Source organism: Streptomyces vulcanius, assembly GCF_042653945.1.
GTDB classification, from domain to species: domain Bacteria; phylum Actinomycetota; class Actinomycetes; order Streptomycetales; family Streptomycetaceae; genus Streptomyces; species Streptomyces mangrovi.
This window is the reverse complement of sequence record NZ_JBHSFK010000006.1, coordinates 41,385-53,973: the sequence shown is the minus strand read 5'-3', so window position 1 is coordinate 53,973 and position 12,589 is coordinate 41,385. Positions and strand designations below refer to the sequence as shown.

The 12,589-nt window shown below is 70.3% G+C and carries 13 protein-coding genes; 8 read left to right on the top strand and 5 right to left on the bottom strand.

Going from position 1 to position 12,589, the window contains the following annotated elements:
* Window positions 1-4: 4 nt before the first annotated feature.
* Together ACFPIH_RS11185 and ACFPIH_RS11180 are read right to left on the bottom strand one after the other, a co-directional pair.
* Window positions 5-664 (bottom strand): response regulator, encoded by a 660-nt coding sequence (locus ACFPIH_RS11185; RefSeq protein WP_381186045.1) that lies wholly within the window; start codon window positions 662-664, stop codon window positions 5-7.
* Window positions 661-1,638 carry a sensor histidine kinase gene (locus ACFPIH_RS11180; protein WP_381186042.1) on the bottom strand — a complete coding sequence of 326 codons (978 nt, stop codon included), beginning with the start codon at window positions 1,636-1,638 and terminating at the stop codon, window positions 661-663. The genes ACFPIH_RS11185 and ACFPIH_RS11180 overlap by 4 nt, the downstream gene beginning before the upstream one ends.
* 187 nt (window positions 1,639-1,825) lie before the next feature.
* Between ACFPIH_RS11180 and ACFPIH_RS11175 the strand changes: the two genes are divergently transcribed.
* From ACFPIH_RS11175 to ACFPIH_RS11165, 3 genes are all read left to right on the top strand, one after another.
* The gene (locus ACFPIH_RS11175; protein WP_381186039.1) at window positions 1,826-2,311 is read left to right on the top strand and encodes a cation:proton antiporter regulatory subunit; all 486 of its coding nucleotides are present in this window, start codon (window positions 1,826-1,828) and stop codon (window positions 2,309-2,311) included.
* Window positions 2,312-2,315: 4 nt separating this feature from the next.
* Complete coding sequence (locus ACFPIH_RS11170) at window positions 2,316-3,539, top strand: cation:proton antiporter (protein ID WP_381186037.1); 1,224 nt, start codon at window positions 2,316-2,318, stop codon at window positions 3,537-3,539.
* Between the two features lie 211 nt (window positions 3,540-3,750).
* A complete protein-coding gene (locus ACFPIH_RS11165) occupies window positions 3,751-5,250 on the top strand; it encodes a hypothetical protein (RefSeq protein WP_381186035.1) in 1,500 nt (499 codons plus the stop codon).
* Here ACFPIH_RS11165 and ACFPIH_RS11160 read toward each other — a convergent pair.
* Window positions 5,171-5,581: a pyrophosphohydrolase domain-containing protein gene (locus ACFPIH_RS11160; RefSeq protein ID WP_381186032.1), complete on the bottom strand. Its 411-nt coding sequence runs from the start codon at window positions 5,579-5,581 to the stop codon at window positions 5,171-5,173. The two genes, ACFPIH_RS11165 and ACFPIH_RS11160, sit on opposite strands and share 80 nt — an antisense overlap.
* Before the next feature lie 76 nt (window positions 5,582-5,657).
* Between ACFPIH_RS11160 and ACFPIH_RS11155 the strand changes: the two genes are divergently transcribed.
* Window positions 5,658-6,656: a TAXI family TRAP transporter solute-binding subunit gene (locus ACFPIH_RS11155; protein WP_381186030.1), complete on the top strand. Its 999-nt coding sequence runs from the start codon at window positions 5,658-5,660 to the stop codon at window positions 6,654-6,656.
* A gap of 38 nt (window positions 6,657-6,694) precedes the next feature.
* Here ACFPIH_RS11155 and ACFPIH_RS11150 read toward each other — a convergent pair whose 3' ends face one another.
* The gene (locus ACFPIH_RS11150) at window positions 6,695-8,107 is read right to left on the bottom strand and encodes a sensor histidine kinase (protein ID WP_381186028.1); all 1,413 of its coding nucleotides are present in this window, start codon (window positions 8,105-8,107) and stop codon (window positions 6,695-6,697) included.
* A gap of 9 nt (window positions 8,108-8,116) precedes the next feature.
* On the bottom strand, window positions 8,117-8,806 hold the full coding sequence (locus tag ACFPIH_RS11145; protein WP_381186025.1) for a response regulator transcription factor: 690 nt from the start codon (window positions 8,804-8,806) through the stop codon (window positions 8,117-8,119).
* Window positions 8,807-9,108: 302 nt separating this feature from the next.
* On the opposite strand from ACFPIH_RS11145, the gene ACFPIH_RS11140 reads away from it, so the two are divergent.
* The 4 genes from ACFPIH_RS11140 (at window position 9,109) to ACFPIH_RS11125 (ending at window position 12,487) form a co-directional block, all read left to right on the top strand.
* On the top strand, window positions 9,109-9,885 hold the full coding sequence (locus tag ACFPIH_RS11140; protein ID WP_381186022.1) for an amino acid ABC transporter ATP-binding protein: 777 nt from the start codon (window positions 9,109-9,111) through the stop codon (window positions 9,883-9,885).
* Window positions 9,886-9,943: 58 nt separating this feature from the next.
* Window positions 9,944-10,807, top strand: a complete 864-nt coding sequence (locus ACFPIH_RS11135; protein WP_381186019.1) for a glutamate ABC transporter substrate-binding protein — start codon at window positions 9,944-9,946, stop codon at window positions 10,805-10,807.
* A 109-nt stretch (window positions 10,808-10,916) separates the two neighbouring features.
* Window positions 10,917-11,582: an amino acid ABC transporter permease gene (locus tag ACFPIH_RS11130; RefSeq protein ID WP_381186017.1), complete on the top strand. Its 666-nt coding sequence runs from the start codon at window positions 10,917-10,919 to the stop codon at window positions 11,580-11,582.
* Entirely contained in the window at window positions 11,579-12,487 is a 909-nt protein-coding gene (locus ACFPIH_RS11125; RefSeq protein WP_381186015.1) for an amino acid ABC transporter permease, read from the top strand. Before ACFPIH_RS11130 ends, ACFPIH_RS11125 begins: the two co-directional genes overlap by 4 nt.
* Window positions 12,488-12,589 lie beyond the last annotated feature (102 nt).

Genomic DNA, 12,589 nt, shown 5'->3' with positions numbered 1-12,589 from the left:
CCCGTCAGGGGTCTATGAGTCCGGCCCGGATCGCGTAGCGGGTCAGTTCCAGCCGGTCGCGCATGCCGAGCTTGTACAGGAGGTTGGCGCGGTGGCGTTCGACCGTCTTGGCGCTGATGAAGAGCAGCGCGCCGATCTCCCGCGAGGTGTGGCCCTCGGCGACGAGCTTGAGGATCTCCTCCTCGCGCTCGGTGATGGGCCGCTCGGGCAACCCGTCGCCGCGGTGCAGCCGCTCCAGGTACGAGCGGACCAGCGCCCGCTCCGCCCCCGGGTAGATGAACGGCTCGTCGCGCATCACCGCCCGGCACGCCTCGACCAGATCCCGGTCGGCGACCGACTTCAGCACATAGCCGCCGGCTCCGGCCCTGAGGGCCTCGAAGAAGTACTGCTCGTTGTCGTACATGGTGAGGATGAGGATCTTCAGGTCGGGCAGCCGCCGGGACAGCTCGCGGGCCGCCTGCAGCCCGGTCATCCGGGGCATGGCCACATCGAGGACGGCGAGATCGACGTCCCCGGCCCGCGCCCGCTCGACCGCCTCCGCCCCGTCCCCCGCCTCGGCCACGACCGTCAGATCGGACTCCCCGTCGAGAATGAGCCGCACACCGCGACGGACGAGGGTGTGATCGTCGGCGAGCAGCACCCGAACCGGCCCGCCGCCGGTCACCGGCCCGCTCCGAGCAGCACCACCGGCTTCACCGGCACCCGCAGGCGTACGGCCGTCCCCACGCCGTCGGCGCCCTCGCCCGCCGCCCCGATGGTCAGCATCCCTCCGATCAGCAGCGCCCGCTCCCGCATCCCCCCGATCCCGGCGCCTTCCCGGACCGCCGTACCGAGGCCTCGGCCGTTGTCCCGTACGAGGACCTCGATGCCGTCGGCGACCGGGCGCAGCCGGAGTTCGGCGCGGTCGGCGCCGGAGTGGCGGGCGGTGTTGGTGAGGGCCTCCTGGGCGACCCGGTAGAGCACGAGTTCGGTCTCCTCGGTCAGCGGGGGCAGCCCGGCGCGCAGGTCGTGGCGGACGGTCAGCCCATGGGTGGTGAACTCGCCCGCGAGCGAACGCAGCGCGCTGAGCAGCCCCAGCTCGTCGAGGACCCCGGGACGCAGCCGGCGGGCGATGCGCCGGATCTCGTCGAGCCCGGCCCGGGTGGCCTCCTGTGCCTGGCCCAGTTCCTCGCGCAGATCGCCCGGCGCCCGGTCGGCGACCCGCTTGAGCTGGAGAAGCACCGCGGTGAGGGTCTGGCCCACCTCGTCGTGCAGCTCGCGGGCGACGCGGTGCCGCTCGCGCTCCTGCGCGGACAGCGCCCGCCCCGCGCTCGCGGCGCGCTCGGCCTCCAGCCGGTCGAGCATGGCGTTGTACGTCGTGATGAGCGCGGCCGTCTCGACCGGACCGGAGACGACGGCCCGGGCGCCGGGCCGCAGCAGGTCGGCGTCGGCCATGGCCCGGCCCAGCCGCCCCAGCGGGGCAAGGCCGACCCGCAGCACGAGGACGTTGACGGCCAGCAGCACGGCGAGCCCGCCGAGGACGGTCAGCGCCTCGCCCGGCAGCACCGGCGTGGAGACGGTGACCGGACCGAGCAGCAGCGCGGCGGCGGCGACGAGCCCGACGGCGTTGAGGGCGAAGATCCGCACGAACAGCGACACGCCCCGCACCTCTTCTCTCCCGCCACGCCTCCACAGCACCTCCGTCACCAGCCTCCCGGCACTCCCCCGGGCCCGTCCATCCGTCACAACACCCATGTCGCCACCGTACGGGCGGATGGCAGCATGGCGGATCGGGCACCCGTGACCGAACGACCAGTCAACGAACCAGCCAGCAAGGAGAAGAAACGTGTCTGCGCCACGCCTCCGGACGACACCGCTGCCAGGCATCGGGGTCCAGTACGACCTCGTGACGCGCGAGCAGGGCCACCTGTCGGTGGTGGCGCACCGCGACGGAACCCGCACGGTCAACGTGTACCGGACCGACGACCCGGACTCCTGCGCCCAGTCCCTGCGACTGACCGGCGCGGAGGCGGGCTCGCTGATCGACGCGCTCAAGCCGTCGCACCACAGCGCGAGCCTGCTGTACACCACGGACCTCGGGCTGATCGCGGAGCGCATCGAGGTCGCGGCGGCCTCGCGCTGGAACGGGCGGCTGCTGGGCGACACCCGGATGCGCACGGAGACGGGCGCGTCGATCGTGGCGGTGCTGCGGCGCGCCGAGGCGATTCCGTCCCCGGCGCCGGACTTCCGGCTGGCGGGCGGCGACACCCTCATCGTGATCGGCACCCGCGAGGGCGTGGACGCCGCCGCATCGATACTCGGGCGGGAGTGATCGCGTGCACTCCGCAACCCTGCTGATCGAGTTCGGCGCCATCATCCTGGCGCTCGGTCTGCTCGGCCGGTTCGCCGCCCGGTTCCGGTTCTCCCCCATCCCGCTGTATCTGCTGGCCGGTCTGGCCTTCGGCGAGGGCGGGCTGCTGCCGCTCGGCGCGAGCGAGGAGTTCGTCGCGACCGGCGCCGAGATCGGTGTGATCCTCCTGCTGCTGATGCTCGGTCTGGAGTACACGGCGAGCGATCTGGTCTCCAACCTGAAGTCCCACTACCCGTCGGGCGTGGTCGACTTCGCCCTGAACGCCCTGCCGGGGGCGGCGGCCGCGCTTCTGCTGGGCTGGGGTCCGGTGGCCGCGGTGGTCCTCGCCGGAGTCACCTGGATCTCGTCGTCCGGGGTGATCGCGAAGGTCCTCGGCGACCTGGGCCGGGTCGGCAACCGCGAGACCCCGGTGATCCTCAGCGTCCTCGTCCTGGAGGACCTGGCGATGGCGGTCTACCTGCCCATCGTCACCGCGCTGGTCGCCGGGGCGGGGCTGGCCGCGGGCAGTCTCACCCTGGCCATCGCGCTGGGTGTCGCGGGGCTCGTGCTGTTCGCGGCGGTGCGCTACGGCCGGGTCATCTCCCGCTTCGTCTCCAGCGACGACCCCGAGAAGCTGCTGCTGGTCGTGCTCGGGCTGACGATCCTGGTGGCCGGGGTGGCGCAGCAGCTCCAGGTGTCCGCGGCCGTGGGCGCGTTCCTGGTGGGCATCGCGCTGTCCGGGGAGGTCGCGGAGGGCGCGCACACGCTGCTGAGCCCGCTGCGGGACCTGTTCGCCGCGGTCTTCTTCGTCTTCTTCGGACTGCACACCGACCCGGCGAGCATCCCCCCGGTCCTTCTGCCGGCCCTGGCGCTGGCCCTGCTCACCGCCGCGACGAAGATCGCCACCGGCTACTGGGCGGCCCGCCGGGCGGGCATCTCGGTCAAGGGCCGCTGGCGCACGGGCGGCGCGCTGGTGGCGCGCGGCGAGTTCTCCATCGTCATCGCGGGCCTCGCGGTCACCGCGGGCATCGAACCGTCCCTGGGCCCCCTGGCCACGGCCTACGTCCTCCTCCTGGTCGTCCTGGGCCCCCTCACCGCCCGCTGGACGGAACCCCTGGCGACCCGCTGGACGAACCGCCGCCCGCCGCGTACGGACGACCCGGCGCCCCCGCTGCCGGAGTCCCGCCCGCAGACGCCGGTGGCCGACTGAAGCGTGGCGGGGCGTCCCCACCGGGCGCCCCTCCTCGTGTCGTAGGTCACAACACCTGATGGTCGAATCGTGGAGCCCCTGTGGGGCCTCCGTGGCATGCTCATGTTTCGTTACCGGCCGGTAGCCACGCGTGCCCGGCCGGTCTCCCTTGTCTCCCCCCTCCCCCACAGGACTGACCTTGCGCCGACGCACGAGGCACACCCATGCCCTCATGCCCGCCTTAGCCGTATCCGCCCTGCTCCTCGCCGTGGGCTGCTCCTCCCCCTCGGCCCACACCGAGTCCGCCGCCGCCACGGCCGGCCGACAGACCGACACCGCGGCCCCGGCCTCCTCCGACGACCGGTCCCTCACCGTCGCCGCCGCGCCCGCCGGCACCGCGACCGCCTCGGCCCACCCCGGCGACTCCGGCTCGAAGGCCCACCGGACCGAACTCAGCGTCGCCTCCTACGACAGCAAGACCCGCCGGGCCGTCATAGCCAGCAACTCCGGTACAGGGAACGCGAGTTCCTCGCCCTCCCCGAGCTCGACCTCCTCGGCCCCGGAGACCGCCTCCACCTCCCCGAGCGCCTCGGAGACCGGCGGCAGCGCCGACCGCACCGCCGTCGGCGACGTCATCGCCAGCGCCCCGGCCCCCGGTGCCCCGCAGGGCCTTCTCGCGAAGGTCACCAAGGTGCTCGGCGAGACCGACGAGGGCACGGCGGTGCAGACCGAACCGGCCCAGCTCAACGCGCTGCTCGGGGACGACACCGCGAAGGGCAGCGTGCCGGTCGACCCGGCGGCCTTCGACATCGACAAGCTGCTGCCCGACGTCGACGTCTCCTGGACCCGCACCGGTGACGTGCACGTCGGCCCGGAGGGCGCCACCGTCCCGCTCGGCAGCCTGCGGCTCGACGTCCGCGCCGAACTGCCGACCGTCACCAACGGCACCGCCTCCGCCGACGCCTCGGTCGAGGGCTTCGTCCAGGTCGCCCCCCAGGTCGACTTCCGCTACGGCGGCGAGGGCGCCGACGCCGCGCCCGCCTCGGCCTACCTGGGCGTGTCCGGCGACTGGACCTCGGGCTGGTCGCTGAAGGGCCAGGCCAAGGCCTCCGCCACCCCGGTGCGGATACCCTTCGCCACCCTGCACGCCGACCCGGTCCTCCAGGTCGGCCCCGTCCCGGTCGTCGTCAACCTCGACCTGACCTGCTACGTCCAGATCAGCGGCGACGGGAAGATCACCGTCGACGTGGAGCAGAGCATCGAGGGCGACTTCAAGGCAGGCGGCACCTTCGGCCTCACCCAGGGCTGGACCCCGGTCAGCTCCTCCGACATGACGAGCACCCCGGTACGGACCTCCGTCACCACCGCCGGAAGCGTGAAGGCGGCCCTCGGCGCCCAGGCCACCGTCGGCCTGTACGGCACTGTCGGCGTCGTCGCCGACCTCGCCCCGTACGTCCGTGGCGAGGGCGCCGGCACGATCACCGGAGGCCGACGGCTCCTGGGCGCTCTACGGCGGTGTCGACCTCAGCGGCACCCTGCGGCTGCAACTGACCATCTTCGGCACCCCGGTGTTCCAGAAGGACATCCCGCTGGGCGCCCTGCACCGCGAGTGGAAGCTGGCGGGCGGCGGAACCGCCTGACTGCGACCGGCCTCAGGACGCGCCGTCAGGTATCCACCCCTGGCGGCGCAGCACCGCCGACACGTCCGGCGCCGCGTAGTGCTCCCCCTTGAGGACCTTGCCGTCCGGGCGGCGGACCACCTGACCGTCCGGGCCCAGCTTGGTCATGTTGGAGCGGTGGATCTCGGCGATCACCGCGTCCAGGTCGATCCCGTGCACCAGCGCCGTGCCGTACGCGACGTAGACGACATCGGCCAGCTCGTGCGCCAGCCTGTCCAGGGGGCCGCCCACCGACACCTCGGCGACCTCCGCGGCCTCCTCGGCGAGCAGCTCCCCACGGTGCGCGGCGAGACGCGGGGACACCTCCGTCGGCGTACTGCGGGCGTCGAGCCCGAAGGCACGGTGGAACTCACGGACCAGGTCGGCGGGCGAGGAATTGCTCATGCACCGACTGTAACGACGACCACTGACAGTCCGGACACGGTAGCCGACCGCGCGCCCCGGCTGGCAGGATCGCCGCATGTCCAAGACGCTCCCCCAAATCGGCAGACGCCTGGCCCTGCGCAGCGCGGCGGTCGGTGTCGTCGTGCTCGGGCTGCTGCTGTGGTGGCTGTTCCCGCTGGGCGAGGACCCGCCCAGCGGGTCGATCACCTTCAGCACGGGATCAACCGGGGGCGTCTACCAGCAGTACGGCACGATGCTGCGCGACGAGCTCACGCAGGACATGCCCCGGCTGAAGGTGCGGCTGACGAACAGCCACGGTTCGCAGGACAACGTCGAGCGCGTGGCGACGGGCCAGGCGGACTTCACCATCGCTGCGGCGGACGCGGTACAGCTGTACGAGTCGGAGCACTCGGGGTCGGCGGCCGAACTGCGCGGGGTGGCCCGGCTCTACGACGACTACGTCCAGCTGGTGGTGCCCCGCGACTCGGACGTGCGTTCCATCGCCGACCTGCGGGGGAAGACGGTGTCGACAGGCCTGTCAGGCTCCGGTGTGCGGCTGATCGCCGAGCGGGTGCTCAAGGCGGCGGGCCTGGACCCGGCCAAGGACGTGGATGCGGTCGACGCGGGCATCGACACCGGCCCGCAGCAGCTGAAGGACGGGAAGATCGACGCGTTCTTCTGGTCCGGCGGGGTGCCGACGCGCGGCCTGGCGGACCTGGCGAACACCTTCACCTTCCGGTTCGTGCCGATCGAGGCCGACCTGGTCGCCAAGATGCACGACCAGGACAGCTCCACCAGCTACTACCGGGCCGCCAACATGCCCGAATCGGCGTATCCGATCATCCAGAACGGCGAGACCGTGCCGACGATCGCGGTGTCCAACGTGCTGCTGACCCGCACGGACATGAACCCGCGGATCACCGAGTGGCTCACCCGGACCGTGATCAAGAGCCGTGACAACATCGGCGGCAAGGTCCATTCGGCGCAACTGGTCGACCTGCGCACCGCCATCTACACCGACCCCCTCCCCCTCCACGACGGCGCCCGCCGCTACTACTACTCGGTCAAGCCGTAGACGGCGCCTGTCCATTCGGTCAAGAGGTCGACCGCCGGTCACGCCGCAGACCGCGACCTGGGCACCGCCACGGTCACCCGCAGCCCGTTCGGCTCGTGGTGGTCGTACGCCAGACTGCCGCCGCCCGCGGCCAGCAGGGTGCGGGCGATGGACAGGCCCAGTCCCGAGCCCTTGATGTTCTGGTGGCGGCCGCTGCGCCAGAAGCGGTCGCCCACGCGCGCGAGTTCCTCGTCGGTGAGACCGGGCCCGTTGTCGGTGACGACGACGGTCGAGGTCTCGCCGTCCACCGCGACCGTCACCTCGACGCGCTCCCCGACGGGCGTGAACTTGACGGCGTTGTCGATCAGCGCGTCCAGGGCGCTGGACAGCGTGACCGGGTCGGCCCAGGCGGTGGTGGCCGGGCAGTCGCCCACCAGCCGGACGCCCTTGGCCTCGGCGGTCGGCGTCCAGGCGGCGACGCGCTCGGCGGTCAGCGCGCCGATGTCGGTGACCCTGAGATCGGCCTCGGTGTGCTCGGCCAGGGCCAGGTCGAGCAGGTCGTCCAGCACGTGGGCCAGGCGTTTGCCCTCGCTCTGGACTGAGCCGATCTCCTCGTTCCCCTCCGGAAGTTCGTAGGCCAGCAGTTCGATGCGCAGCAGCAGCGCCGCGAGCGGGTTGCGCAACTGGTGCGAGGCGTCGGCGACGAAGGCGCGCTGCTGCTCCAGGACGTCCTCGACGTTGTCCGCCATCTCGTTGAACGACCGGGCCAGCCGTCTGAGTTCCGGCGGTCCCCCGGCCGCCGCGACCCGGGACTTCAGCCGGCCGCTCGCGATGGCGTGGGTGGTGAAGTCCAGGACGCGTACGGGCTTGAGGACCCAGCCGGTCAGCCGTAGGGCGGCCCCGATGGCCAGCAGCATCGCGGCGGCCTCGCCCGCGCCGATGATCAGCCAGCCGTGCAGGATCCGCGACCGCATCGGCCCGGTGGGCGAGTCGGTGACGACGACCGCCACGACGTCGCCGTCCCGGATGACCGGCGAAGCCACGACGAGGTGGCGGCTCTGCCATGGCCACACCTGCTGCGGGTCATGGCTGCGGCGGCTGAGCAGCGCCTCCGCGAACGCCTCGCGCACCTCACCCGAACGAGGGAGGAAGAAGCCCTCCGGTGCCCGGGCCAGAGGGGCGTCGGTGGGGTAGAAGACACCGGCACCGATGCCGTAGACGTGGTGGTAGCTCTCGATCTCGCGGCTAAGGGTCGCCCGTCGTTCGTCCATGGACGCGGACACGGAGCCGTCCGTGCTCGACGGCGCGGTGACGAACTGGGCGAGCGCGGCGAACCGCGCGGTGTCGTCGATCCGGTCGACGACCACCCTTTGCTGCTGGGCACCGGCCACGCTGACGGCGAGCGGCACCCCCAGGGCGAGCAGTACGGCCGCCAGCAGGACGATGAGCAGCGGCAGCAGACGTGTGCGCAATGTGCCCCGCTACGCGCCCGCCGGGGCGACGAGCCGGTAGCCGACGCCTCGCACGGTCTCGATCAGGGCAGGCATGCGCAGCTTGGCGCGCAGCGAGGCGACGTGCACCTCCAGGGTGCGCCCGGTCCCCTCCCAGCTGGTGCGCCATACCTCGCTGATGATCTGCTCGCGCCGGAAGACGACCCCGGGCCGCTGGGCGAGCAGGGCGAGCAGATCGAACTCCTTGCGGGTCAGTTGGATTACCGAACCGTCCACCGTGACGCGCCGGGTGGGCAGCTCGATAAGGACCGGACCGAGGCGCAGCGCGTCCTCGCCGCTGCCGGCCGCGTCCTCGTGGACGGTGCGCCTGCTGACGGCGTGGATCCGGGCGAGCAGCTCTCCGGTGTCGTACGGCTTCACCACGTAGTCGTCGGCGCCCAGGTTGAGGCCGTGGATGCGGGAGCGGACGTCGGAACGGGCGGTCACCATGATCACCGGGGTGGCCGTACGTTTTCGGATCTTGCCGCAGACCTCGTAGCCGTCCTGGTCGGGCAGGCCCAGGTCGAGCAGGACGACCCCGAAGCCGGGACCCTCGGGGACCAGCGCCTGGAGGGCCTCCTCGCCGTTGCGGGCATGCGTGACGTCGAAACCGTGCCGCCTGAGGACCGCGGACAGTGCGGCGGCGACATGGTTGTCGTCCTCGACGAGGAGCAGTCTCATCCCGGCCCCCTCCGATTCATCGGCCGTTTGGTCTGGCTATGTACAAAAACAGCGACACACGCGCGCGTGCACCATCGCAGTCACGCTGATGGACGATGACGCCGTCAAGTCGGTTCCGGTTGCGGGCGGCTTCCGTTATCCCCCCGATACATCCCCCGGAGATGCGCGCAGTTCGCAAGTGCTACGACACGTGTCCGATTGCTATCGGATCGTGATGCTCAGATTCCCCTCAGATGTAATGACGCTGGTCGTGGCGGGTTATTACTGTCCTCCGAAACCGAGGAGGACGGAGCCTGAGAGCGATGACCGAAGTATCGGTGGCCAAGGAAGATGCGGCCCCATCCGGCGATCTCGTCGTCCTGAAGAGCGTCAACAAGCACTTCGGCGCGTTGCACGTGCTCCAGGACATCGATCTGACGATCACCCGCGGCGAGGTCGTCGTGGTCATCGGGCCCTCCGGGTCCGGAAAGTCGACCCTGTGCCGCACCATCAACCGCCTGGAGACGATCGACGAAGGCTCGATCACGATCGACGGGAAGCCGCTGCCCGCGGAGGGCAAGGCGCTGGCCCGGCTGCGTGCCGACGTCGGCATGGTCTTCCAGTCGTTCAACCTCTTCGCGCACAAGACCGTGCTCGAGAACGTGATGCTGGGCCAGATCAAGGTCCGCAAGACGGACAAGAAGAAGGCCGAGGAAAGGGCCCGGGCACTGCTGGACCGGGTAGGAGTGGGTACTCAGGCGGACAAGTACCCCGCACAGCTCTCGGGCGGCCAGCAGCAGCGTGTGGCCATCGCCCGGGCGCTCGCCATGGACCCGAAGGTCATGCTCTTCGACGAGCCGACATCGGCCCTCGACCCGGAGATGATCAACGAGGTTCTCGAGGTCATGCAGCAGCTCGCCCGCGACGGCATGACCATGATCGTCGTCACCCACGAGATGGGCTTCGCCCGTTCGGCCGCGAACCGCGTGGTCTTCATGGCCGACGGCCGCATCGTCGAAGAGGCCGTACCCGACCAGTTCTTCAGCAACCCGCGCAGCGACCGTGCGAAGGACTTCCTGTCGAAGATCCTTCACCACTGACAAAACCCGCACCGCATCAGTCCTTCATCACCCATCCTTCACCACCAGGGAAGTAGTCATGAAGCTTCGCAAGGTCACCGCCGCCTCGGCCGCCGTCATCGCCCTCGCCCTCTCCGCCACCGCGTGCGGCGGCGACAGCAAGGACGACGCGGGCAGCAGCTCCAGCAGCGGCAGCGGTGGTGGCGGCACCATCAAGGTCGGCATCAAGTACGACCAGCCCGGTCTCGGTCTGAAGAAGCCCGACGGCTCCTTCGCGGGCTTCGACGTGGACGTCGCGACGTACGTCGCCAAGCAGCTCGGCTACGAGCCGGACAAGATCGAGTTCGTAGAGACCAAGAGCGCCGACCGCGAGAACGCCCTCGCGCGCGGGGACGTCAAGTTCATCGCGGCCACCTACTCGATCAACGACGAGCGCAAGCAGAAGGTGGACTTCGCCGGCCCCTACCTGCTGGCCCACCAGGACCTGCTGATCAAGTCGGACTCGGACATCACCAAGGGCACCGACCTCAACGGCAAGAAGCTGTGTTCCGTGACCGGTTCGACCTCGGCGCAGAACGTCCAGAAGTCGATCGCGCCGAAGGCGAACCTGAAGGAGTACAGCACCTACTCGGAGTGCATCGCCGCTCTGCAGAACAACGCCGTGGACGCGGTGACCACCGATGACTCGATTCTCGCCGGCTTCGCCTCCCAGGACCAGTACAAGGGCAAGTTCAAGCTCGCGGGCCTGAAGCTCAGCAACGAGAACTACGGCATCGGCGTCAAGAAGGGCGACACCGCGACCCTCGACAAGATCAACAAGGCCCTGGAGCAGATGGTGAGCGACGGCTCCTGGGACAAGGCGGTCACCGCGAACTTCGGCCCGGCGGACTACAAGAACGAGCCTGCTCCGAAGATCGGCGTCATCGTCCCGAACGCCTCGTAATCACAGCCCAGCCCAGCGGGGTTCCCGCGGTGCGCCGCCGTCCGTTGCGATCAGGGCGGCGGCGCGCCCGCCCTCCACATACGTCACCCACCCGGAAGCGCGGGAGATCGTGTTCGATTTTCTTGAAGGTTACGACGTCCTCGGGGCGTTCTGGATGACAGTGAAACTGACCGCTCTCTCCGCCGTGGGCTCCCTGATCTGGGGCACTCTGCTGGCCGCGATGCGGGTCAGCCCGGTCCCGCTGATGCGCGGATTCGGCACCGCCTACGTCAACATCGTCCGGAACATCCCTCTGACGGTCATCATCCTGTTCTGTTCGGCCGGCCTCGCCGACGTCTTCGGGGTCACCATGGGCGCCGAGGACTTCAAGATCCAGGGCTTCCGGCTGGCCGTACTCGGTCTGGTCGCCTACACCGCGGCCTTCGTCTGCGAGGCGCTGCGCTCGGGCATGAACACGGTGCCGCTCGGCCAGGCGGAGGCCGCCCGGGCCATCGGCCTGAGCTTCACCCAGACCCTGTCGCTCATCGTGCTGCCACAGGCGTTCCGTTCGGTCATCGGCCCGCTGGCCAACGTACTGATCGCGCTCACCAAGAACACCACTGTCGCGGCCGCCATCGGCGTCGCCGAGGCCGCCTATCTGATGAAGACGATGATCGAGAACGAGGCGCAGACGCTGCTCATCGGCGCGGTCTTCGCGTTCGGGTTCGTGGTACTGACCCTGCCGACCGGCCTCATCCTGGGCTGGCTGGGCAAGCGACTGGCGGTGAAGCGATGAGCTCGGTCCTTTACGACACACCCGGCCCCCGCGCCAAGCGGCGCAACGTCCTCTTCACGGTGGTCTTCTCCGTCCTGCTCGCCCTGCTCCTGTGGTGGGTGTGGCAGAAGATGGACGACAAGGACCTGTTCGCGTCCGCCCAGTGGAAGCCGTTCACCGAGTCGGAAGCCTGGACGACGTATCTCCTGCCCGGCCTCGCCGACACACTGAAGGCCGCCTCCCTCGCCATGGTGATCGCCCTCCCGATGGGCGCGGTCTTCGGCATCGCCCGGCTGTCGGACCACCGCTGGGTGCGGGCCGTGTCCGGCACGGTGGTGGAGTTCTTCCGGGCCATCCCGGTCCTGCTGCTGATGCTCTTCGCCAACGAGTTCTACGCCCGCTCCACGAACGTCAGCAGCGAGGACCGGCCGCTCTACGCGGTCATCACCGGCCTGGTGCTCTACAACGCGGCCGTCCTCGCCGAGGTCGTCAAGGCGGGCATCCTGGCCCTTCCCAAGGGCCAGACGGAGGCGGCGTACGCCATCGGTCTGCGCAAGGGGCAGACGATGGGCAGCATCCTGCTCCCGCAGGCGGTCACCACGATGCTTCCGGCGATCGTCAGCCAGCTGGTCGTCATCGTGAAGGACACCGCCCTGGGCGGTGTGATGATCGGTTTCACGGAGCTGCTCAACACGCGCGGCACCCTGGCGGCCAACTACGCCAACCCGATCCCGAGCTTCATCGTGGTCGCGGTCATCTTCATCGCCCTGAACTTCATCCTGACCACCTTCGCGAGCTGGCTGGAGCGCCGGCTGCGGCGCAGCAAGCGCAGCACGGGCGCGGTGCTCGGCGTGGACAAGGTGGACGACCTCAACGCGGCCGAGGTCGGTGGCGGCTTCGGGGCTGGCGCGGGCGGCAGCATCTGACGCACACTCAAGTGATGTGACCCAGTGATGTGATCTGCCGGAGGCAGTGGCCCGCGCGCCGCTGCCTCCGTCGCTTGACGCAAACAACGCCAATGGGTTGCA

Coding starts and splice junctions, on each gene's coding strand:
- ACFPIH_RS11135 (WP_381186019.1), top strand. CDS start 9,944: ATGAAGCTTCGCAAGGTCACCGCCGCCTCGGCCGCCGTCATCGCCCTC.
- ACFPIH_RS11140 (WP_381186022.1), top strand. CDS start 9,109: ATGACCGAAGTATCGGTGGCCAAGGAAGATGCGGCCCCATCCGGCGAT.
- ACFPIH_RS11125 (WP_381186015.1), top strand. CDS start 11,579: ATGAGCTCGGTCCTTTACGACACACCCGGCCCCCGCGCCAAGCGGCGC.
- ACFPIH_RS11165 (WP_381186035.1), top strand. CDS start 3,751: ATGCCCGCCTTAGCCGTATCCGCCCTGCTCCTCGCCGTGGGCTGCTCC.
- ACFPIH_RS11155 (WP_381186030.1), top strand. CDS start 5,658: ATGTCCAAGACGCTCCCCCAAATCGGCAGACGCCTGGCCCTGCGCAGC.
- ACFPIH_RS11160 (WP_381186032.1), bottom strand. CDS start 5,581: ATGAGCAATTCCTCGCCCGCCGACCTGGTCCGTGAGTTCCACCGTGCC.
- ACFPIH_RS11145 (WP_381186025.1), bottom strand. CDS start 8,806: ATGAGACTGCTCCTCGTCGAGGACGACAACCATGTCGCCGCCGCACTG.